The sequence below is a fragment of the Bacillus sp. FMQ74 genome (assembly GCF_001875785.1).
In the GTDB taxonomy this organism is placed as follows: Bacteria; Bacillota; Bacilli; order Bacillales; family Bacillaceae; genus Bacillus; species Bacillus stercoris.
Map to the genome: position 1 here is coordinate 393,608 of NZ_MOEO01000001.1, position 20,820 is coordinate 414,427.

Genomic DNA, 20,820 nt, shown 5'->3' on the forward strand with positions numbered 1-20,820 from the left:
TTTGCCGCATGTCAGCTATTATATTGGGGGGCTTTTAAGAAACGCAGGATCACTGCCGTACCAGTGACGTTTAATAGAATACTGGCACCCAGTACAACTCCCCATGCCAACGTCGATTCAGAGAGAAGAAAGCTCAGCAAAAGAAAAGCTAATCCTGCGCATATCATACTCAATCCCGCGGTTTTCATGTTCATTCCTCCTAGCAAACGATGTTTCTAGCATCTTGATGCGAATGATGTCAATCTGTATGATATACGGATATCTCGCCAGAAAGTTTCATAGAGCAGTTAGGTCTTTTGTCTCTTAAAAAGCCTCAGGCCGAATTTTGCAGCCTGAGGCTTTATCTCTTACGAAGTTTTCTCTTCTTTTTGATCGAGTTTAATTTTTTTCGTCATTTCTTTGCCGTTTCTGAGAATTTTCACTTCAACGGTATCACCGACCTTTGTGTCTTTATATAAGATATTGCGCAATTCACTGCCTGTATCGGTTTCTTTACCTTTTAGGCCGATGATAATATCCTCCGCTTTTAATCCAGCCTTTTCAGCAGGAGAGCCTGAAGCGACCTCACGGATGTAAACACCTTTATTCAGCTGGCTGCCGAACAGGCCGAGTGTGCCTTCTTGGTAGTTTTGCGGTACTTGTTCTAGATCAAGCATGCTGACACCGATATATGGACGTTCAATTTGCCCTTTCGACAGCAATTCTTCAGCAATCGGTTTTACGTCATTGCTTGGAATGGCAAATCCGATACCCTCAACATCATCCTCACTGATTTTCATACTGTTAATGCCGACAATTTTGCCGTCTGTATTTAACAAAGGACCGCCGCTGTTACCTGGGTTAATTGCTGCGTCTGTCTGAATGACGTTAATGCTCGTTTCGCCGGCTGAAGTAGACATTGACACCGTTCTGTCCACGCCGCTTACAATCCCTTGTGTTACGGTGCGGGACAGGTCTTTTCCGAGCGGATCCCCAATCGCAATAACGGTCTCGCCTGTTCTGAGATCAGATGAATTACCGAAGTTTGCCACTTTTGTGACATGATCATCACTGATTTGGAGGACAGCTAAATCAGTTAACGAGTCACTGCCTACCAGCTTTGCTGTCACTTCAGTGCCGTCATATAAAGAAACCTTCAGTGAAGATGCTCCTTCTACGACGTGGTTATTTGTAATGATATAAGCCTTGCCATTCTCTTTTTTGAAAATGACACCAGACCCTGAACCGCTTTCCGTATCTTCGCTGGAATCAGAAGAACTAGAGCCGAACAAAGAGCTGTTTGATTGTGCCTGAAGATTTGTAATACCGACTATTGCTGGTGAAAGGTCTTCTACCATATCTGAGATTTTAGAAGAGTCCTCGCTCTTAAATGCAGATGAGCTGCTTGAGCTTGATGAGCTTTTTTTAGTTTCAGAGGACGTGCTTTTAGCAGTAACAGATTGCGTTTGCTGCTGGCTGGATGATTGTTTTGCAGTGTCCTGAGAATCATGGTCGCCAAGCGGTGTAAACGTGTAAATGCCAAGGGCGAGACTGCCGCCGATCACTCCGCCAAGCAACGGCCTGAACCATCCGAACCCTCGTTTTTTCTTCTCCTGATCATGAATGACATTGCGGGCTGAGTAGGAGGTGCTCTGATCGTTCTCTTTTGTTAAAAAGACCTCATTCTCATTACCTTCCGTTCTGTTTTCATCACGATAGTTATCCATCATGTTCACTCCGTTTCTCTATTTTCACATTTCTCTTTATTTATGATAGGTTTATGACTTGAGTTTATCATAAACAAAAACTGTGGGATAAAAATGAAAAGATTATGGGAAATTGTGAAAAAGTGCGGAAAAAGGTACACTTCATATTGTATACGAAAGGGCTGAGTCGATGGAACAGATTGGATTGATTGGATTGATTGGATATGGCAGCATGGCGGATATGATCGCCAGACAGCTGTTGAAGCATAGACAAATAAAAGAGAATGAGCTATTTATTGAAACAAGAACGAAGGGGGAGCGGCTGCAGGCACTCATGTCAGATTATCCAAACGTATCGGCTGATTCGCTGGAGAATTGGGCAAATACATGCCAATTGATTTTGATATGCGTCCCGCCGCTCCATGTCATCGAAACAATGCGCCGTCTGCACCCGTATGTGAACAGAAATACTCACATCGTATCCATAGCTGCCGGTGTGCCGCTGCGTCTTTTGGAGGCAGAAACAGAAGCGGGTATCTCACGTGTTATTCCTGCCATTACGTCCGAAGCAGAAGCCGGCATTTCACTTGTCGTTCACAGTGAAGCACTGGCTGCGGAGAAGAAAGAGCATCTGAATGAATTGTTATCGGTTTTCAGCCGTGTACGAGAAATCAAAGAATCGAATGTTGATGCGGCCAGCAATTTAACGAGCTCGGCACCGGGATTCATAGCTGCAATCTTTGAAGAACTGGCACTGTCTGCCGTCAGAAACAGCAGCCTGTCCAAAGAAGAAGCCTTTGATTTTCTGATTCATTCACTATACGGAACTGGCAAGCTGCTGATCGAAAAAAATATGTCTTTCGAGGAGACGCTGGAACGTGTTGCAACGAAAGGCGGAATAACGGGAGAGGGAGCTGAGGTGATACGCGCCTCTGTGCCGGACGTTTTTGATCGAGTGTTTGAAAGAACGCTGAAAAAATATGAACTGCTTACAGAACAGACAGAGAAACAGACATGAATCCTTGCAAGAGGATTCTTTTTTTATCACTGAATGGTCGTGATTTTCCCCAGTTATATTGCATTTTTCCTCTTTTTTTAATATAATTTGTTGGAATATTCATAATTTAGTAAAAAAGGAGGAGCGTTATGAAATTGTACCTATCAGTAGATATGGAAGGTATTTCGGGTCTTCCGGACGATACCTTTGTGGATTCCGGCAAGCGTAATTATGAACGCGGGCGGCTCATTATGACTGAAGAAGCAAACTACTGTATTGCCGAAGCGTTTAACAGCGGGTGTACCGAGGTGCTGGTCAATGACAGTCATTCGAAGATGAATAATCTGATGGTTGAAAAGCTTCACCCTGAAGCAGATTTGATTTCCGGTGACGTCAAACCATTTTCAATGGTTGAGGGATTGGATGATACGTTTACAGGCGCTTTGTTCCTCGGTTATCATGCGAGAGCCTCGACTCCCGGTGTCATGTCACACAGCATGATTTTCGGGGTCCGTCATTTTTACATAAACGATCGGCCTGTCGGTGAGCTTGGGTTAAATGCATACGTTGCCGGTTATTATGATGTCCCTGTATTAATGGTAGCCGGGGATGACCGGGCGGCGAAGGAAGCTGAAGAGCTTATCCCGAACGTGACGACAGCCGCAGTCAAACAAACCATTTCAAGATCCGCAGTGAAGTGCTTGTCCCCTGCGAAAGCCGGACGGCTGTTGACAGAAAAAACCGCATTTGCCCTGCAAAACAAGGACAAAGTCAAACCGCTTACACCGCCTGACAGGCCGGTTCTGAGCATTGAATTCGCCAATTACGGCCAGGCAGAATGGGCGAATCTGATGCCGGGAACGGAAATCAAGACGGGAACCACAACCGTTCAATTTCAGGCGAAGGACATGCTTGAAGCCTATCAGGCGATGCTTGTCATGACTGAGCTTGCGATGCGGACATCATTCTGCTAAAGGGGTGTTTTAGGCTTTGGCGCGATACATGATAAAGCGTTTTTGGGCAATGGCAGCTACGATTTTGGTGATTACCACCCTGACTTTTGTTCTCATGAAGGTCATTCCCGGATCTCCTTTTAACGAGGAGAGAGGCACAAATGAAGCCGTTCAAAAAAATCTCGAAGCCTACTATCACTTAGACGATCCTCTCATTTTCCAATACATCATCTACCTAAAATCCATTATTACGTTCGATTTTGGACCTTCAATAAAAAAACCATCCGACAGCGTAAATGACATGCTGGAACGTGGATTTCCCGTTTCCTTTGAGCTTGGAATGACGGCGATTGTCATTGCTGTGATTTCTGGGCTGGTGCTGGGCGTAATCGCTGCGCTCCGCCGTAATGGCTTTTTGGACTACGCTGCGATGAGTCTTGCGGTACTTGGCATCTCCATCCCGAATTTTATTCTGGCAACATTGCTTATCCAGCAATTTGCAGTCAATCTCAAACTATTTCCCGCTGCCACATGGACGAGCCCGATCCATATGGTGCTTCCGACCGCAGCGCTTGCTGTAGGGCCAATGGCGATTATTGCCAGGCTGACACGGTCAAGCATGGTCGAAGTCCTGACGCAGGATTACATCCGCACAGCAAAAGCAAAAGGGCTTTCTCCGCTCAAAATTATCGTAAAACACGCACTCAGAAATGCTCTCATGCCCGTCATTACCGTTCTGGGCACACTCGTTGCCAGCATCTTAACAGGAAGCTTTGTCATTGAAAAAATCTTTGCCATTCCGGGAATGGGAAAATATTTTGTGGAAAGCATTAATCAGCGGGACTATCCCGTGATTATGGGAACGACCGTTTTTTACAGCGTTATTCTGATCATCATGCTGTTTTTGGTCGATTTGGCCTACGGTCTCTTAGACCCGCGCATTAAACTGCATAAGAAAGGGTGAAGCGTGTGAATCTCCCTGTACAAACGGATGAGCGCCAGCCAGAGCAGCACATTCAGGTGCCAGATGAATGGTTTGTCTCGAATCAGGAAAAAAATCGAGAAGCCGAATCGGTCAAACGGCCGAGTTTGTCATATACGCAGGATGCCTGGAGGAGGCTGAAGAAAAATAAATTAGCGATGGCTGGACTCTTTATTCTTTTATTTCTTTTTGTCATGGCAGTTATCGGGCCCTTTATATCGCCTCATAGTGTCGTACGCCAATCGCTGACCGAACAAAACCTTCCGCCCTCAGCCGATCATTGGTTCGGCACCGATGAACTCGGCCGGGATGTGTTTACCCGAACATGGTATGGAGCGAGAATTTCGTTATTTGTCGGCGTGATGGCAGCGCTGATTGATTTTGTGATCGGTGTCATTTACGGAGGCGTTGCCGGCTATAAAGGCGGCAGGATTGACAGCATTATGATGCGGATTATCGAAGTGCTGTACGGGCTGCCGTACCTGCTTGTTGTCATTTTGCTAATGGTGCTCATGGGGCCGGGACTGGGCACTATTATAGTGGCGCTGACTGTGACCGGATGGGTCGGCATGGCGAGAATTGTAAGAGGTCAGGTGCTTCAGATTAAAAATTATGAATATGTGCTCGCCTCGAAAACCTTTGGCGCGAAAACATTTCGCATCATACGGAAGAATTTGCTGCCGAATACAATGGGAGCGATCATCGTACAAATGACATTAACCGTACCTGCCGCTATATTCGCAGAATCGTTTTTAAGCTTTCTCGGCCTCGGCATACAGGCCCCGTTTGCAAGCTGGGGTGTGATGGCGAATGACGGCCTGCCTACAATTTTGTCTGGCCATTGGTGGCGCCTGTTTTTTCCGGCCTTCTTCATATCCCTGACGATGTATGCGTTTAATGTGCTGGGGGACGGATTGCAGGATGCGCTCGACCCTAAGCTGAGGAGGTAGCTGTATGGAAAAAGTTCTGTCAGTCAAAAATCTGCACGTGTCTTTTACGACTTACGGCGGGACGGTTCAGGCGGTTCGAGGGGTGAGCTTTGATTTGTACAAAGGAGAAACCTTTGCGATCGTCGGCGAATCCGGCTGCGGCAAAAGCGTTACCTCCCAAAGCATCATGGGCCTGCTTCCGCCTTATTCGGCGAAGGTGACAGACGGCAGCATTCTATTTAAAAACAAAGACCTTTGCCATCTCTCTGACAAAGAAATGAGAAGCATAAGGGGAGCCGACATTTCTATGATTTTTCAAGACCCGATGACGGCGTTAAACCCGACGCTGACTGTCGGCGACCAGCTGGGGGAAGCGCTATTACGCCACAAAAAAATGGGCAAAAAATCGGCGCGAAAAGAGGTGCTTTCCATGCTGTCATTGGTCGGTATTCCAGATCCCGAAGAGCGCCTAAAGCAATATCCCCATCAATTCAGCGGCGGCATGAGACAGCGGATTGTCATTGCGATGGCGCTGATTTGCGAGCCTGACATCTTAATTGCGGATGAACCGACCACCGCCCTGGATGTAACCATTCAGGCCCAGATTTTAGAGCTGTTTAAAGAGATTCAGAGAAAAACGAATGTGTCTGTCATTCTGATTACGCACGATTTAGGGGTCGTTGCCCAGGTAGCTGACAGAGTCGCAGTCATGTATGCCGGGAAAATGGCGGAAATCGGCACAAGAAAAGATATTTTTTATCAGCCGCAGCATCCATATACAAAAGGCCTGCTGGGCTCTGTCCCGCGGCTGGATTTAGATGGAGCTGAGCTGATCCCGATTGACGGAACGCCGCCGGATTTATTTTCGCCTCCGCCGGGCTGCCCGTTTGCCGCCCGCTGTCCGAACAGGATGGTTGTGTGTGACAGGGTATACCCGGGCCAGACGATCAGATCTGACTCGCATACTGTCAACTGCTGGCTGCAGGATCAACGAGCAGAGCATGCGGTGCTGTCAGGAGATGCGAAGGGTTGAACATGAAAAGGGGGAAGAGGATGAAACGAGTGAAAAAGCTATGGGGTATGAGCCTTGCATTAGGACTTTCGTTTGCGCTGATGGGATGCACAGCAAATGAACAGGCCGGAAAAGAAGGCAGTCATGATAAGGCAAAAACCAGCGGAGAAAAGGTTCTTTATTTAAATAACGAGAATGAACCGACTTCTTTTGATCCGCCGATCGGTTTCAACAATGTGTCATGGCAGCCGTTAAATAACATCATGGAGGGGCTGACGCGTCTTGGCAAAGATCATGAGCCCGAGCCGGCAATGGCGGAGAAGTGGTCTGTATCAAAAGATAAAAAAACCTATACATTTACGATTCGAGAAAATGCGAAATGGACAAACGGAGATCCGGTAACAGCCAGAGACTTCGAATATGCGTGGAAGCGGATGCTTGATCCGAAAAAAGGCGCTTCATCGGCATTTCTAGGCTATTTTATTGAAGGCGGCGAAGCGTATAACAGCGGGAAAGGAAAAAAAGATGATGTGAAGGTGACGGCAAAGGATGATCGAACCCTTGAAGTTACGCTGGAAGCACCGCAAAAATATTTTCTCAGCGTCGTCTCCAATCCAGCGTATTTTCCAGTAAACGAAAAGGTCGATAAAGACAATCCCAAGTGGTTCGCTGAGGCGGATACTTTTGTTGGGAACGGTCCGTTTAAGCTGGCGGAATGGAAGCATGATGACAGCATCACTATGGAGAAAAGCGACACGTATTGGGATAAGGATACCGTGAAGCTTGATAAGGTGAAATGGGCGATGGTCAGTGACAGAAATACAGATTATCAGATGTTTCAATCAGGGGAACTTGATACCGCTTATGTCCCTGCAGAGTTAAGCGACCAGCTGATGGATCAGGATAACGTCAATATTGTTGACCAGGCGGGTCTCTATTTCTATCGGTTTAATGTGAACATGGAGCCATTCCAAAATGAAAACATCAGAAAAGCCTTTGCGATGGCTGTGGATCAAGATGAAATTGTAAAGTACGTCACGAAAAATAATGAAAAACCGGCGCGCGCCTTTGTGTCGCCTGGATTTACCCAGCCTGACGGAAAAGATTTCCGGGGGGCGGGCGGAGACCTGATCACGCCTAACGAAAGCAAAGCGAAGCAGCTGCTCGAAAAAGGCATGAAGGAAGAAAACTATAATACGCTTCCTGCGATAACGCTTACTTACAGCACAAAGCCGGAGCATAAAAAGATTGCCGAGGCAATCCAGCAAAAATTGAAAAATACCCTTGGAGTCGATGTGAAGCTGGCCAATATGGAATGGAACGTATTTTTAGAGGATCAAAAAGCATTGAAATTCCAATTCTCTCAAAGCTCATTTTTGCCTGATTATGCGGACCCTATCAGTTTTCTGGAAGCCTTCCAAGCAGGAAATTCGATGAACCGCACAGGATGGGCCAATAAAGAATACGATCAACTGATCCAAAAAGCGAAAAATGAAGCCGATGAAAAAACACGTTTCTCTCTTATGCATCAAGCTGAAAAGCTTCTCATCAATGAAGCGCCGATCATTCCGGTTTATTTTTATAATCAGGTTCACCTGCAAAACGAACAAGTAAAGGGAATTGTCCGTCACCCTGTCGGCTATATCGATTTAAAATGGGCCGATAAAAACTGATGGCGGTGATTGTGGAAATACTGCTTCTTTATGCGAAGGAGCGGTATTTTTTCTCTTTCTTGCACGTATACGTAGGGTGCAGAGCAAATGAAAGGAGTGTTTTCGTTGAATCACAAGCCGAAAGCGCTGAAAAAGGGTGATACAGTCGGAGTGATCGCGCCCGCAAGTCCGCCGGATCCAAAAAAGCTTGACACCGCGCTTTTATTTTTAGAAGAGCTCGGTCTTCAGGTGAAGTTGGGCAAGGCACTGAAAAACCAGCACGGTTATTTAGCGGGACAGGATGATGAGCGGCTGGCGGATCTCCATGAGATGTTCAGAGACGAGGAGGTAAAAGCAGTGCTTTGCGCATGCGGGGGGTTTGGGACAGGACGTATCGCCGCGGGCATTGATTTCAGCTTGATCAGCAAACACCCTAAAATCTTTTGGGGATACAGCGATATTACGTTTTTACATACTGCCATTCATCAAAACACAGGTCTTGTCACTTTCCACGGCCCGATGCTTAGCTCGGATATTGGCCTTGACGACGTTCACCCGCTGACAAAAGCGTCGTATAAGCAGCTCTTCCAGGAGACGGAATGTACCTATACTGAAGAGCTTTCTCCTCTGACCGTGCTTGTTCCCGGTAAAGCGGAAGGTGAGCTTGTCGGGGGAAATCTGTCTTTGCTGACGTCTACACTGGGCACGCCATTTGAAATTGATACGAGAGGAAAGCTTCTGTTTATTGAAGATATTGACGAGGAGCCTTACCAAATCGACCGGATGCTAAATCAGCTTAAAATGGCGGGGAAGCTGACGGACGCGGCAGGAATTCTAGTTTGTGATTTTCACAATTGTGTCCCGGTGAAGAGAGAGAAGTCTCTCTCGCTTGAGCAGGTGCTGGAAGACTATATTATAACATCCGGCAAACCTGCTCTGAGAGGATTTAAAATCGGCCACTGCTCCCCAAGTATTGCCGTTCCGGTCGGTGCGAAAGCTGCTATGAATACAGCAGAAAAAACAGTTGTAATAGAGGCGGGTGTTTCAGAAGGGGCGCTGAAGACATGAAAATCATTCGAATCGAAACAAGCCGAATCGCCGTCCCGCTGACAAAGCCGTTTAAAACCGCGCTTCGCACTGTGTATACGGCTGAATCAGTCATTGTCAGGATCACTTATGACAGCGGCGCAATCGGATGGGGAGAAGCGCCGCCGACGGTCGTGATTACAGGTGACAGCATGGACAGCATTGAAAGTGCCATTCACCATGTGTTGAAGCCAGCATTGCTTGGAAAAAGCCTGTCGGGCTGTGAGGCTATTCTGCACGACATCCAGCATCTTCTTACAGGAAATATGAGCGCGAAGGCTGCTGTGGAAATGGCGTTATACGACGGCTGGGCGCAGATGTGCGGACTGCCGCTTTATCAATTGCTTGGCGGATACCGAGATGTGCTGGAAACAGATTATACTGTCAGTGTCAACTCACCTGAAGAGATGGCAGCGGATGCTGAGAATTATCTCAAACAAGGCTTTCAAACGCTGAAAATAAAGGTCGGAAAAGATGATATCGCAACAGATATCGCACGTATCCAGGAAATCAGAAAACGTGTCGGATCAGCCGTGAAACTGCGTTTAGACGCTAATCAGGGATGGACGCCGAAGGAGGCTGTAACTGCGATTCGAAAAATGGAGGATGCGGGTTTAGGCATTGAGCTTGTCGAGCAGCCTGTTCATAAAGATGATCTCACAGGGCTTAAAAAGGTGACAGATGAGACAGATACGCCAATTATGGCTGATGAAAGTGTTTTTACACCGCGGCAGGCATTCGAAGTTCTGCAAACCCGAAGCGCAGACTTGATCAATATTAAATTGATGAAAGCGGGCGGCATCAGCGGAGCAGAGAAAATCAATGCCATAGCGGAGGCCTGCGGGGTGGAGTGCATGGTCGGCAGCATGATTGAAACAAAGTTGGGCATTACGGCCGCGGCGCATTTTGCGGCAAGCAAAAGAAACATCACACGCTTTGATTTTGACGCGCCGCTGATGCTGAAAACAGATGTCATCAAAGGCGGTATAACATACAGCGGCAGCACGATTTCGATGTCTGGCAGACCGGGTCTCGGAATCACCGGGGCTGCGCTTTTGAAAGGGGAAAAAGAGCAATGATGCACACCGTCATATCAGCAGTGGCCAACATCTGGACAGCGCCTGATTCACCGCGTCTGTCTGATCAATTCATGCTTCAACCGACTGTAAGGATCAGAGACTGGCTGGAGCGCATGACGTATGATGAACGGCTTGGATTATGTACAGACAATGTAATCCAAACTCAGGTTCTCTTTGGCGAAAAGGTACTTGTGACAGCGGAACAGGGGGAATGGGTTTCTGTGATCGTGCCTAGCCAGCCATCCCGAAAGGATCCGCGCGGATACCCGGGCTGGATGAAAAAGAACCAGCTGGAAAAATCTACGCCCTTCCATTCACAACACGATGTGATGATCAGCAAACCTGCTGCCTTTTTGTACAAAAGCAATGGAGAAAAGGAGATCGAATTGAGCTTTTTGACAGTTCTCCCCCTCATTGCAGAAGAAAACGGATATTTTAAGGTTTCGACCGTTTTTGGGGAAAGGTTTGTGAAGCAAAGTGATGCAGTGCCTGTCAGTGAACAGAAAGGGACTGCTGAAGACATCATTGAAACGGGTGCGTTTTTTCTTGGACTTCCCTACCTGTGGGGAGGGATCAGTGGATTTGGGTTTGATTGCTCCGGATTTATGTACAGTATATTTAAAGCGAATGGATATAGCATCCCCCGTGATGCGGGAGATCAGGCTAAGGCGGGGGAAGATGTCCCGCTTGATGATATGAAAGCTGGTGACCTGCTGTTTTTTGCTTATGAGGAAGGAAAAGGAGGGATTCATCACGTCGGTCTCTCTATTGGCGGAGGGAAAATGCTTCATTCTCCAAAGACGGGAAAATCAATCGAAATCCTTACATTAAAAGAGACAATCTATGAAAAAGAACTTTGTGCGGTGCGCCGCTGTTTTTCAGAATAAGGAGGGAGACAAATGACGCCACTGCCTTTGTTAGAGGTCAGCAAGCTAAAAATGCATTTTGACGCAGGGAAAAAACGGACAGTCAAAGCAGTCGACGGGGTTACCTTTCAGATTCGTGAAGGAGAAACGTTCGGGCTAGTCGGGGAATCTGGGTGCGGGAAATCAACCTTGGGGAGAGTGCTGATGCGCCTCTATCAGCCAACAGAAGGAAGTGTGATATACCGCAGCACAAATCTTCATGCCCTAAGTGAAAAAGAGCAGTTTGCCTTCAACCGCAAACTGCAGATGATTTTTCAGGATCCTTATGCTTCATTGAACCCGCGCATGACCGTTCGAGAAATTATTTTGGAGCCGATGGAGATTCACAATCTCTACAATACCCATAAAGCGCGGCTTCTCGTCGTGGACGAGCTTCTTGAGGCAGTTGGGCTTCACCCCGATTTTGGCAGCCGTTATCCGCATGAATTCAGCGGCGGGCAAAGGCAGAGAATCGGGATTGCAAGAGCACTGTCGCTGAATCCTGAATTTATCGTGGCGGACGAACCGATTTCTGCTCTTGATGTCTCGGTTCAAGCGCAGGTGGTCAATCTGCTGAAGCGGCTTCAAAAAGAAAAAGGGCTTACATTTTTATTTATTGCCCACGATCTTTCGATGGTGAAGCATATCAGTGACAGGATCGGTGTCATGTACTTAGGGCACATGATGGAAATTACAGAGAGCGGCACTTTGTATCGTGAACCGCTTCATCCTTATACAAAGGCGCTTTTATCCTCAATTCCGATCCCGGATCCCGAATTGGAGGACAAGCGTGAGCGTATTCTCTTGAAAGGGGAGCTGCCGAGCCCAGTCAATCCGCCGAGCGGCTGCGTGTTTCGGACCCGTTGTCCGGAGGCGATGCCTGAATGCGGGGAATCCCGTCCTCAGCTTCAAGAAATCGAACCCGGCCGCTTTGTCGCTTGCCATTTATATCGAAATGCTGAAACGAAAGAAAAAGTGAGATAAACAAAAAGAGTGGCTTCTTTTTACTAGAGCCACTCCATTTGTTTATACTTGATGTAAAAACTTTACGCAAACCGGGTAAGGGACAGAAACAGTTGACGGGAGCAGTGTCAATCGGCCTGTTTCTTTGTCTCTTTCAAACAGGACAAGGTTGCCTGTTTCTTCATTTGAGGCAACGAGGAACCCTTCCGTTGGATCAAGTACAAAGTCACGAGGCCAGTTTCCTTCTGTCGAAACTCTTTCTATGAAAGCCAGCTCTCCTGAATATTGATTCACTTCAAATACGGCGATACTGTCGTGGCCGCGGTTTGCGACGTAAACAAAGCGTCCGTCCTGTGTGACATGAATTGCACTTCCCTGGCTGTTGTTATCCGTAAAATCATCAGGGATGGCAGAAACGACCTGGATTTCTCTAAATTCACCGGCTGTCGGATTGTATTCAAGCGCAATCACTTCATTGCTTAATTCTGTCATGACATAAGCGTATTTTTCTTTCGGATGAAAAGCGATATGGCGTGGTCCTGTACCGGGAGCGAAGGAATGGCTTCCGGATTCAGCCAATACGCCGTCTTTCAGCTTATAGGTGTACAGCTTATCTGTACCTAAATCAACCGCTACGACATAATTGTGTTCAGGTGTGAACCCTGCGTAGTGTGTATGCGGTTTTTCTTGTCTTTCGTGCGGACCTTTTCCTGTGTGAGCGACTTCAGAAGCAGGTGATTGCAAGCTGCCGTCTTCCTGAACCGGAAAAGCGTGTACCTTCCCGCTGTGATAATTGGCAGTCAGTACGAATTGATTTTGATCATCAACGCTTACGTGGCATGGAGAAGGGCCATCAATTAACTGATGATTCAGAAATGTCAATTCGCCGCTGTTTTTATTGATTTGATAGGCAGCAACTCCGCCTTGGCTGTCTGCTTTTTCGATGGAATAAAGGATGGTGTTGTTTTTATTCGGCGTCACATATGTCGGGTTGCCAAGCTTAGCGGCAAGTTTTGGCTCGCTGAGTGCTTTTTTCTCAGTATCAAGCTCAAATGAATAAATTCCTTCGCTTCCGCCTTTTGTATATGTTCCGACATATCCTATGTATTTTGCCATGCGATTTCCCCCTTAAAAATGATGTCACCTCTATATTAACGTATCTTGATAAAATAAGCTGTTCAAAACATGAAAAAGGGGAAGATTCTTCATTCACCGCGAATCAGCGGCATTGTACAGCACCTGAAGGAGCCGCCTGATTTGATAATTTCTGACAGGTCGATTTCGATAATGTGATAGCCTCTTTTCGATAGCTCTTGATTGACATGGCGGTTGCCAGGGAGGCTGATGATCGTTTTTCTCCCGATTGAAAGGACGTTGGTGCCAAGCGTAAATTGTTCGTCCTCAGGCACCTCAATAAGATCATAACGTTTTGCCAGCATATCAGCTGCCTCTGGCTCAAGGGCTTGAGGATAAATTAACGCTTCGCTTTCAGATACAATGTTAAAAACACAGTCCAAATGCAAAAATTTTTCATGCAGCTTCACTGGAACGATTGTATACTCAGGAAGTGCCTCTTCCAGCTGGCCGATGGCTGAAATGTCGGTGCGCTGGCTGATTCCGACATATACGATATCATCATCGATAATGACATCTCCGCCTTCAATGCTTGTATCAAGCATACGGGTGTAAGAGATGCCTTGGCTGTGAAAAAAATCTTTTATAACGGCTTCTTCTCCTTGGCGAATCGGTTCAGTCATACTCGACAGAAAGGCTTTTTCTCCGATAACAAACCCTATATCCCTAGTAAAAACCTGTTCAGGGAGTCCGTCGCGAACGGGCAAAAGGATGACCTCAACGTTGTGTGACCTAAGTGCCTCCACTAAGCGGCTGTGCTGATCGTTGGCGGTTTTCACATGAATATTGTCATCTTCAAAATGTTTTTGTGTTTCGTTTATGACATCTTTTATGGTCATGTGCTCAGGTCTGCATAAAATCACTTTCTGAAGTGTGCCGTATTCCGTTCGGCATACCGTTTTGTGCTGAGATTTCGGGATGGATACGTCCATTTGTTTTTCCTCCTAAAGTGTGAAGAATACATTTATTATTCCCTCATCATGAAAATCATTAAACCATTTTAAATTTTAGACAAATGGAAGAGAATATTGTTTAATAGGAGAATATAAGTGCATTTAGCTAAAAGATCAGACATCAAAGGGGAGAAAGGTATGGAAACACCGGAAACAAGATTTTGTAAAGAGTCAAAGGTTGTAAAAACCAGCAGGGTGTTCCCGCTTGATACGAACAACCATAATACGCTGTTTGGCGGAAAATTAATGAGCTACATCGACGATATTGCCTCTATTTCGGCAGCGCGCCATTGCAGACGTGAAACCGTAACAGCTTCAATGGATTCTGTAGATTTTTTAAAACCGATCGGGCAAAAGGATTCTGTCTGCCTAGAGTCATATGTGACATGGGTCGGCACATCTTCCATGGAAGTATTTGTGAAAGTTATTAAGGAGCATTTGATGACTGGCGAACGGGAACTCGCTGCCACGTCCTTTTTGACATTTGTGGCATTAGATTCGAATGGCAAGCCGGTGCCTGTACCGAGAGTTGTACCGGAAACAGAAGAAGAAATCATGCTGCATAATACAGCTGTACAGCGCGCTAATGAACGAAAGAACCGCAAGAAACACAGCCAGGCGCTTGCAAATGCGCTCGGAACTGATAAGCCTTGGTGAACGTTAAACCCAAAACATAAGTTGTTTTGGGTTTTTTTGTACTTTTCAATGGTGATTATTACAATGGCTAGTCTATTTTTGCTAGGGGATTCTATAAAAAAGCAACAAATGTCACGTTAAATTGATAATTTTGTGACAACTTTATTAAAGATTCATTTTAAATATATCTTTTATTCGTAAGATCATGTATTTTAAAGATATATTATAAATACATCTTTTCGAAAGGATTGTTTATACAATGTTAGATAACAAAACAATCGAAATTATTAAAAGCACTGTACCCGTACTGCAACAGCATGGAGAAACAATCACTGGCCGTTTTTACGATCGGATGTTTCAAGACCATCCAGAGCTTTTGAACATTTTTAACCAGACAAACCAAAAGAAAAAAACACAGCGAACTGCATTGGCAAATGCCGTTATTGCAGCAGCGGCAAATATTGATCAGTTAGGAAATATTATTCCGGTTGTCAAACAAATCGGCCACAAGCACCGCAGTATTGGAATTAAGCCTGAACACTACCCGATCGTCGGTAAATATTTGCTGATTGCCATTAAAGATGTATTGGGAGATGCTGCAACCCCTGACATTATGCAGGCATGGGAGAAAGCGTACGGAGTAATTGCTGACGCGTTCATCGGAATTGAAAAAGAAATGTATGAACAGGCGGAAGAGCAAGCAGGCGGCTGGAAAGAGTATAAGCCCTTCGTCATCGCGAAAAAAGAGCGGGAAAGCAAAGAAATTACGTCCTTCTATTTGAAAGCAGAAGACGGCAAGCCGTTACCTGAATTCCAAGCGGGGCAGTACATCAGCCTAAAAGTTCGGATTCCTGATTCCGAATATACGCATATCCGCCAGTACAGCCTGTCTGATATGCCGGGAAAAGACTATTATCGAATTTCAGTAAAAAAAGATGGTGTCGTGTCTTCCTATCTACATGATGGGCTTCAGGAGGGAGATTCAATAGAGATCAGCGCGCCGGCAGGGGACTTTGTTTTAGATCCTGCATCACAAAAAGATCTCGTTTTGATCAGTGCCGGAGTTGGCATTACACCAATGATCAGCATGTTGAAAACATCTGTTTCTAAACAACCTGAACGGCAAATTCTGTTCATTCATGCGGCGAAAAACAGTGAATATCACGCATTGCGCCATGAGGTAGAAGAAGCCGCAAAACATTCTGCTGTTAAAACAGCATTTGTGTATCGCGAGCCGACAGAGGAAGACCGTGCAGGTGATCTTCAATTTCATGAAGGACAGATTGATCAGCAATTCCTCAAAGAACTGATTGCCAACACAGATGCGGATTACTATATTTGCGGTTCATCGTCGTTTATTACGGCAATGCATAAGCTTGTATCAGAGCTCGGATCAGCGCCGGAGTCTATCCATTACGAGCTATTCGGCCCGCAATTAAGTTTGGCACAGTCCGTTTAAACACAAACATGAAACTCTTCTCCTTTCAGAGAAGAGTTTTTTACTGAGAGAGAAGAAGGCGGAACAGCACCGGTTTCTACATCCGGACAATCACTGACCCGCCGCCGCCGTTTGTGCATACACGGTTTTGCTGTTCTTGCATTGTTCTCAGCAATTCATTGTTTACCTCAATCGCTCTGATTAGTTGCTCCATCCTTAGCTCTAAACCGACCAGCCTGTCAAGTGTTTGCTGCTGCTGATAGCCCGCGGGCTGGGGAGCCGATAGCAGATCGTAGGGCCAATGGGAATTCGTCTTCTGATTTTTCATATTGCGCCTCCAATCGGTGTCACTTTCTATTATGTTATGTGCAGGTGATGTGCACGTTCGCCTATTTAGACACAGGACAAAAGGGTTTATGCATAGAGGGTCTGCCTCGGGGCACAATAGGCTCAATATGACCAGCAGATGGAGGTAAAGACCGGTGTTATGGATGGTATGGGTATTTTTACTGAAGCCAGTTATCGTATTTTCGATTGCATATATTTTGTTTCGGCTTGCCGGTAAAAAAGCTGTGTCACAAATGAACAATTTTGATCTGCTTTTGACCTTCGCAATCGGAACCATCATCAGTGAGCCGATCCTTACATCCAAGTTGCCGATGTCAATTTATTATGCGGGCGCTTTTTTGGTGCTTTATCTCATAATGAGCAAGCTCTCTTTATCTAATAAATGGCGATGGCTCCTGGTCGTGAGTCCAACTGTCTTAATCCGAAACGGGGATATTGATGAACGTGGCCTTCGTAAAGAAAGGCTGACTGTTAATGAACTGCTCGGAAAGCTGAGGGAAAAGGGCTATGCCGATCCGGCTGACATTGATCTTGCTATCATTGAAGAAACGGGGGAAGTAAGCGTCATCCCAAAAGAGGAAGCGAGAGCGGTGCAGGTGCGGGATTTGAATATGGAAGCTGAGCGGAATTTTATCCCGATTCCGCTCATACTGGACGGCGAAATCCTTGATCATAATTTGAAATATCTCCAAAAAAACCGATCCTGGCTGTTTGAGAAGCTCGAGGAAAAAGGGTACAACCCGAAACTGCTGTCTTCGATTACCCTCGGCACGATGAATGCGCGCGGCGATATATCCCTTGATTTAAATACCTCCAATGAACCGCGGCATGATCCTTATTTATATAAACCGGGAAATAACAATTAAGATGGCTCTCTATTGTAATGAGAGCTTTTTTCTTTTTTAAAGGGAATTTTTGTTTGGTGTCAAATGTACCTAGTTAGGAGGGGAACTGAACATGAAGGACTTATCCATAAGAAACGATATGGCACCAACGGTCAGTCTGCTGTATTCCGCAGTGGAAGAAAACAGTCTCCGTCTGGCTTCTATCGGACACATGACACACAGTGAACTTTACTATAAGGGGCGCTGCCAAACAAAAAACAGCACGGCTCAGCTTTTGCACCATATCGGAAATGTTGATATCAGATGGGTCTGGCGGATCAAGGGAGATCGAATACCGGATCATATTGAACAGGCATACGGCCCGATGACAGATCAAAACGGACAGCTGCCTGAATCGAAGAATCAACCCGGATTAGATGAACTTCTGAAAAGACATCAGCATGTGGTTAACGAGCTGAAATCGGTATGCTTCACTTTAACTGAAGATGATTTACATCAGCCGCTTTCTTTCGAAGGTGACACCGCGACCGTACGGTGGGGGATTTGGCATATGGCAGATCATAGCCGCTATCATCAAGCACATATTGAAGCTCTCAAAAAAGAATGGAAGCAGGATGTGGCGAAATATGAACGCTAAAACGAAGCTTGTGACCGATCGAATTCGTTTGCGCTGTATGGAAGATCGGGATCAAACCACTTTGTTTCGGCTGCTTTTTAATGATCCTGACGTCATGAAATATTATTCCGGTTTAAAAGATAAGAGGCAAACCCGCGAGTGGATCAATTGGAACAAACGAAATGAAAAAGGGTACGGCGTTAGTCTGTGGGTCGCCGAAGATAAGCGGACGGGGGATTTTTTGGGACAATGCGGCATCGTACCCCAGCAGATCGAAAATCAAACAGTAATGGAAATTGGCTATATGTTTGCCCGCCGCCACTGGGGGAACGGCTATGCGCAAGAAGCGGCTCGGGCCTGTCTGGACTATGGCTTTAACGAGCGGCAGTTCGGCAAAATCGCGGCTTTGATTGATCCGGGTAACAAAGCGTCCATACGGGTAGCGGAGAAAATCGGCATGCATTACAGCAAAACGATCAGAAAATGGAATAAACCGATCGCTGTTTATGAAAGAAAATCTTACAATTGAAAGATAAAGCTGAGTTTAGTATCATGATATCATGTAAAGTTTTCTAGGGTTCCGCATGTCAATTGACATGGACTGGTCCGAGAGAAAACACATACGCGTAAATAGAAGCGCGTATGCACACGGAGGGAAAAAAGCCCGGGAGAGTCAATCTCATGTGAGACGACTGTCCGGGGTTTTTTTGTTTTCGGAGAATCTTAATAGATAGAAAGGAATGAATCAAAATGAAATGGGGATTGGTCGTGCTTGCCGCTGTTTTCGAGGTTGTTTGGGTGATAGGCTTAAAGCACGCTGACTCAGCCTTAACATGGAGCGGCACTGCCATCGGCATCATATTCAGCTTTTATCTTCTAATAAAAGCAACTCACAGTCTGCCTGTTGGTACCGTGTATGCCGTCTTTACCGGGCTCGGCACAGCGGGAACGGTACTTAGTGAAATCGTTCTGTTTCATGAACCGGTTGGATGGCCGAAGCTATTGTTAATTGGCGTGCTCTTAATCGGTGTCATCGGATTGAAGCTTGTGACACAGGATGAGACAGAGGAAAAAGGAGGCGGGGCATAATGCTGCACTGGATCAGTTTACTGTGCGCGGGCTGTTTAGAAATGGCCGGTGTGGCCCTTATGAATCAATATGCGAAAGAAAAAAGCGTGAAATGGGTGCTGTTAATCATTGTTGGTTTTGCTGCTTCATTTTCCTTGCTGTCGTACGCAATGGAAACCATTCCGATGGGGACGGCTTACGCGGTCTGGACAGGGATTGGCACCGCCGGCGGGGCGCTTGTCGGCATCCTCTTTTACAAGGAGCAGAAAGACGCCAAACGGATCTTCTTTATCGCGTTGATTTTATGCTCAGCAGTAGGTTTAAAAATTTTGTCATAAATTGATTTTTATCAAATCTTCAGTATAATGGATAAATAGTTTAGACTTACAAAGATAAGAGGGATTATTCATGAAATCATATATGACTCAGCGGTTGGACGATTACCGTGACGGAAATGAGGATAAAGGGCGTCTCTTGGTCAGCTGCCCCGATCAGCCGGGTATCGTCTCCGCGGTTTCCGCGTTTTTATTTGAACACGGAGCCAATATTATAGAATCAAATCAATATACGACAGACCCTGAAGGCGGGCGGTTCTTCCTGAGAATCGAATTCGACTGTGCGGGCATTCGTGAGAAAAAAGAATCCCTTCAAGCGGCGTTTGCCTCTGTTGCGGAAAAATTCGACATGACATGGAGCTTAACATTGGCAAGCGAGCTGAAGCGCGTCGCCATTTTTGTCTCAAAGGAGCTTCACTGCCTGCATGAGCTGATTTGGGAATGGCAAACCGGCAACCTTATGGCGGAGATCGCTGTTGTCATCAGTAACCATGAGGAAGCGAGAGAGCTGGTTGAGCGCTTGAACATTCCATTCCACTATATGAAAGCGAACAAAGACATCAGAGCGGAAGTCGAAAAGAAGCAGCTTGAACTGCTGGAGCAGTACGATATTGATGTGATCGTGCTCGCACGCTATATGCAGATTCTAACTCCTGATTTTGTTTCGGCTCATCCGAATCGCATCATCAATATCCACCATTCATTCCTGCCTGCTTTTATCGGTGCGAATCCGTACAAACGGGCCTACGAGCGCGGCGTGAAACTGATCGGTGCGACATCTCACTATGTGACAAACGATCTTGATGAAGGGCCGATCATTGAACAGGATATTGAGCGCGTGGACCACCGCGATAATACGGAAGCGTTGAAAAACATCGGAAGAACAATTGAGCGCAGCGTGCTTGCCCGTGCTGTGAAATGGCATTTGGAAGACCGCGTCATCGTTCATGAAAATAAAACAATCGTCTTTAACTAGACCGAAAGATGCCCGCGCAATGCGGGCTATTTTTGATCACAAAAAACCTTGACAAGTGTCTCTTTTCTTTGCATAATATAAAAAAATCATTGAGCGTTGATGAGGATTAGTAAGCAGACCTTTCTGTGACAGAGAGCAAAATGACTCGCTGAAACATTTTGCCGCATGAAACCTGCCGAACCTGCCTTGGAGTCTTAGGGGGAAAACCTAGGCGCATAACCTGGCGTT

General features: G+C 46.1%; 23 protein-coding genes and 1 riboswitch. Of the genes, 18 read left to right on the forward strand and 5 right to left on the reverse strand.

All coding sequences use genetic code 11. The annotated features are described in order from the left end of the window. Positions 1-11: 11 nt before the first annotated feature. Positions 12-188 (reverse strand): hypothetical protein, encoded by a 177-nt coding sequence (locus BLL41_RS22775; RefSeq protein WP_071576631.1) that lies wholly within the window; start codon positions 186-188, stop codon positions 12-14. 159 nt (positions 189-347) lie between these two features. Beyond that, on the reverse strand, positions 348-1,706 hold the full coding sequence (htrA, locus tag BLL41_RS02145) for a serine protease HtrA (protein WP_071576632.1): 1,359 nt from the start codon (positions 1,704-1,706) through the stop codon (positions 348-350). A 169-nt stretch (positions 1,707-1,875) separates the two neighbouring features. Here htrA and proG point away from each other — a divergent pair, with 169 nt between their 5' ends. From proG to BLL41_RS02195, 10 genes are all read left to right on the forward strand, one after another. After that, complete coding sequence (gene proG / locus BLL41_RS02150; protein ID WP_071576633.1) at positions 1,876-2,703, forward strand: pyrroline-5-carboxylate reductase ProG; 828 nt, start codon at positions 1,876-1,878, stop codon at positions 2,701-2,703. Positions 2,704-2,831: 128 nt separating this feature from the next. Beyond that, positions 2,832-3,656: a D-aminopeptidase DppA gene (gene dppA, locus BLL41_RS02155; RefSeq protein ID WP_040083350.1), complete on the forward strand. Its 825-nt coding sequence runs from the start codon at positions 2,832-2,834 to the stop codon at positions 3,654-3,656. 16 nt (positions 3,657-3,672) lie between these two features. Further along, positions 3,673-4,599: a dipeptide ABC transporter permease DppB gene (dppB, locus tag BLL41_RS02160; RefSeq protein WP_071576634.1), complete on the forward strand. Its 927-nt coding sequence runs from the start codon at positions 3,673-3,675 to the stop codon at positions 4,597-4,599. 5 nt (positions 4,600-4,604) lie between these two features. Continuing rightward, on the forward strand, positions 4,605-5,567 hold the full coding sequence (gene dppC / locus BLL41_RS02165; protein WP_071576635.1) for a dipeptide ABC transporter permease DppC: 963 nt from the start codon (positions 4,605-4,607) through the stop codon (positions 5,565-5,567). 4 nt (positions 5,568-5,571) lie between these two features. After that, entirely contained in the window at positions 5,572-6,579 is a 1,008-nt protein-coding gene (dppD, locus tag BLL41_RS02170) for a dipeptide ABC transporter ATP-binding subunit DppD (protein ID WP_071576636.1), read from the forward strand. Positions 6,580-6,581: 2 nt separating this feature from the next. Continuing rightward, positions 6,582-8,231 (forward strand): dipeptide ABC transporter substrate-binding protein DppE, encoded by a 1,650-nt coding sequence (gene dppE / locus BLL41_RS02175; protein WP_083427928.1) that lies wholly within the window; start codon positions 6,582-6,584, stop codon positions 8,229-8,231. Between the two features lie 87 nt (positions 8,232-8,318). After that, positions 8,319-9,278 (forward strand): S66 peptidase family protein, encoded by a 960-nt coding sequence (locus BLL41_RS02180; RefSeq protein ID WP_071576638.1) that lies wholly within the window; start codon positions 8,319-8,321, stop codon positions 9,276-9,278. Then, complete coding sequence (gene ykfB / locus BLL41_RS02185) at positions 9,275-10,375, forward strand: L-Ala-D/L-Glu epimerase (protein WP_071576639.1); 1,101 nt, start codon at positions 9,275-9,277, stop codon at positions 10,373-10,375. Before BLL41_RS02180 ends, ykfB begins: the two co-directional genes overlap by 4 nt. Continuing rightward, positions 10,372-11,262 (forward strand): gamma-D-glutamyl-L-lysine dipeptidyl-peptidase, encoded by an 891-nt coding sequence (gene eepC / locus BLL41_RS02190; RefSeq protein WP_071576640.1) that lies wholly within the window; start codon positions 10,372-10,374, stop codon positions 11,260-11,262. Before ykfB ends, eepC begins: the two co-directional genes overlap by 4 nt. 12 nt (positions 11,263-11,274) lie before the next feature. Next, on the forward strand, positions 11,275-12,264 hold the full coding sequence (locus BLL41_RS02195; protein ID WP_071576641.1) for an ABC transporter ATP-binding protein: 990 nt from the start codon (positions 11,275-11,277) through the stop codon (positions 12,262-12,264). A gap of 42 nt (positions 12,265-12,306) precedes the next feature. On the opposite strand, the gene pgl is transcribed toward BLL41_RS02195, so the two are convergent. Together pgl and BLL41_RS02205 are read right to left on the reverse strand one after the other, a co-directional pair. Beyond that, positions 12,307-13,359, reverse strand: coding sequence for a 6-phosphogluconolactonase (gene pgl / locus BLL41_RS02200; protein ID WP_071576642.1), 1,053 nt, complete (start codon positions 13,357-13,359; stop codon positions 12,307-12,309). Positions 13,360-13,448: 89 nt separating this feature from the next. After that, complete coding sequence (locus BLL41_RS02205; protein WP_071576643.1) at positions 13,449-14,309, reverse strand: dimethylarginine dimethylaminohydrolase family protein; 861 nt, start codon at positions 14,307-14,309, stop codon at positions 13,449-13,451. A gap of 159 nt (positions 14,310-14,468) precedes the next feature. On the opposite strand from BLL41_RS02205, the gene BLL41_RS02210 reads away from it, so the two are divergent. Together BLL41_RS02210 and hmpA are read left to right on the forward strand one after the other, a co-directional pair. Continuing rightward, a complete protein-coding gene (locus BLL41_RS02210; RefSeq protein WP_003232595.1) occupies positions 14,469-14,987 on the forward strand; it encodes an acyl-CoA thioesterase in 519 nt (172 codons plus the stop codon). Between the two features lie 226 nt (positions 14,988-15,213). Then, positions 15,214-16,425, forward strand: coding sequence for an NO-inducible flavohemoprotein (gene hmpA / locus BLL41_RS02215; RefSeq protein ID WP_371261912.1), 1,212 nt, complete (start codon positions 15,214-15,216; stop codon positions 16,423-16,425). Positions 16,426-16,501: 76 nt separating this feature from the next. Here the strand turns inward: hmpA and BLL41_RS02220 are convergent, their stop codons facing one another. Continuing rightward, on the reverse strand, positions 16,502-16,732 hold the full coding sequence (locus BLL41_RS02220; protein ID WP_071576645.1) for a hypothetical protein: 231 nt from the start codon (positions 16,730-16,732) through the stop codon (positions 16,502-16,504). 154 nt (positions 16,733-16,886) lie between these two features. On the opposite strand from BLL41_RS02220, the gene BLL41_RS02225 reads away from it, so the two are divergent. The 6 genes from BLL41_RS02225 (at position 16,887) to purU (ending at position 20,592) form a co-directional block, all read left to right on the forward strand. Next, positions 16,887-17,618, forward strand: a complete 732-nt coding sequence (locus BLL41_RS02225; protein ID WP_071576646.1) for a DUF421 domain-containing protein — start codon at positions 16,887-16,889, stop codon at positions 17,616-17,618. Positions 17,619-17,709: 91 nt separating this feature from the next. Next, positions 17,710-18,234: a DinB family protein gene (locus BLL41_RS02230; RefSeq protein ID WP_071576647.1), complete on the forward strand. Its 525-nt coding sequence runs from the start codon at positions 17,710-17,712 to the stop codon at positions 18,232-18,234. Then, entirely contained in the window at positions 18,224-18,742 is a 519-nt protein-coding gene (locus BLL41_RS02235; protein ID WP_071576648.1) for a GNAT family N-acetyltransferase, read from the forward strand. Before BLL41_RS02230 ends, BLL41_RS02235 begins: the two co-directional genes overlap by 11 nt. A 32-nt stretch (positions 18,743-18,774) precedes the next feature. Then, a riboswitch (guanidine-I (ykkC/yxkD leader) is annotated at positions 18,775-18,886 on the forward strand. A gap of 77 nt (positions 18,887-18,963) precedes the next feature. Next, entirely contained in the window at positions 18,964-19,302 is a 339-nt protein-coding gene (ykkC, locus tag BLL41_RS02240; protein ID WP_071576649.1) for a multidrug efflux SMR transporter subunit YkkC, read from the forward strand. Beyond that, on the forward strand, positions 19,302-19,619 hold the full coding sequence (ykkD, locus tag BLL41_RS02245; RefSeq protein ID WP_014476583.1) for a multidrug efflux SMR transporter subunit YkkD: 318 nt from the start codon (positions 19,302-19,304) through the stop codon (positions 19,617-19,619). The genes ykkC and ykkD overlap by 1 nt, the downstream gene beginning before the upstream one ends. Before the next feature lie 70 nt (positions 19,620-19,689). Next, a complete protein-coding gene (gene purU, locus BLL41_RS02250) occupies positions 19,690-20,592 on the forward strand; it encodes a formyltetrahydrofolate deformylase (RefSeq protein ID WP_071576650.1) in 903 nt (300 codons plus the stop codon). Positions 20,593-20,820 lie beyond the last annotated feature (228 nt).

Bases quoted from the DNA above. Each gene is read 5' to 3' on its own strand.
- BLL41_RS22775 (WP_071576631.1), bottom strand. From the start codon at position 188: ATGAAAACCGCGGGATTGAGTATGATATGCGCAGGATTAGCTTTTCTT.
- htrA (WP_071576632.1), bottom strand. From the start codon at position 1,706: ATGGATAACTATCGTGATGAAAACAGAACGGAAGGTAATGAGAATGAG.
- proG (WP_071576633.1), top strand. From the start codon at position 1,876: ATGGAACAGATTGGATTGATTGGATTGATTGGATATGGCAGCATGGCG.
- dppA (WP_040083350.1), top strand. From the start codon at position 2,832: ATGAAATTGTACCTATCAGTAGATATGGAAGGTATTTCGGGTCTTCCG.
- dppD (WP_071576636.1), top strand. From the start codon at position 5,572: ATGGAAAAAGTTCTGTCAGTCAAAAATCTGCACGTGTCTTTTACGACT.
- dppE (WP_083427928.1), top strand. From the start codon at position 6,582: ATGAAAAGGGGGAAGAGGATGAAACGAGTGAAAAAGCTATGGGGTATG.
- BLL41_RS02180 (WP_071576638.1), top strand. From the start codon at position 8,319: ATGAAAGGAGTGTTTTCGTTGAATCACAAGCCGAAAGCGCTGAAAAAG.
- ykfB (WP_071576639.1), top strand. From the start codon at position 9,275: ATGAAAATCATTCGAATCGAAACAAGCCGAATCGCCGTCCCGCTGACA.
- eepC (WP_071576640.1), top strand. From the start codon at position 10,372: ATGATGCACACCGTCATATCAGCAGTGGCCAACATCTGGACAGCGCCT.
- BLL41_RS02195 (WP_071576641.1), top strand. From the start codon at position 11,275: ATGACGCCACTGCCTTTGTTAGAGGTCAGCAAGCTAAAAATGCATTTT.
- pgl (WP_071576642.1), bottom strand. From the start codon at position 13,359: ATGGCAAAATACATAGGATATGTCGGAACATATACAAAAGGCGGAAGC.
- BLL41_RS02205 (WP_071576643.1), bottom strand. From the start codon at position 14,309: ATGGACGTATCCATCCCGAAATCTCAGCACAAAACGGTATGCCGAACG.
- BLL41_RS02210 (WP_003232595.1), top strand. From the start codon at position 14,469: ATGGAAACACCGGAAACAAGATTTTGTAAAGAGTCAAAGGTTGTAAAA.
- BLL41_RS02220 (WP_071576645.1), bottom strand. From the start codon at position 16,732: ATGAAAAATCAGAAGACGAATTCCCATTGGCCCTACGATCTGCTATCG.
- BLL41_RS02230 (WP_071576647.1), top strand. From the start codon at position 17,710: ATGAAGGACTTATCCATAAGAAACGATATGGCACCAACGGTCAGTCTG.
- BLL41_RS02235 (WP_071576648.1), top strand. From the start codon at position 18,224: ATGAACGCTAAAACGAAGCTTGTGACCGATCGAATTCGTTTGCGCTGT.
- ykkC (WP_071576649.1), top strand. From the start codon at position 18,964: ATGAAATGGGGATTGGTCGTGCTTGCCGCTGTTTTCGAGGTTGTTTGG.
- ykkD (WP_014476583.1), top strand. From the start codon at position 19,302: ATGCTGCACTGGATCAGTTTACTGTGCGCGGGCTGTTTAGAAATGGCC.
- purU (WP_071576650.1), top strand. From the start codon at position 19,690: ATGAAATCATATATGACTCAGCGGTTGGACGATTACCGTGACGGAAAT.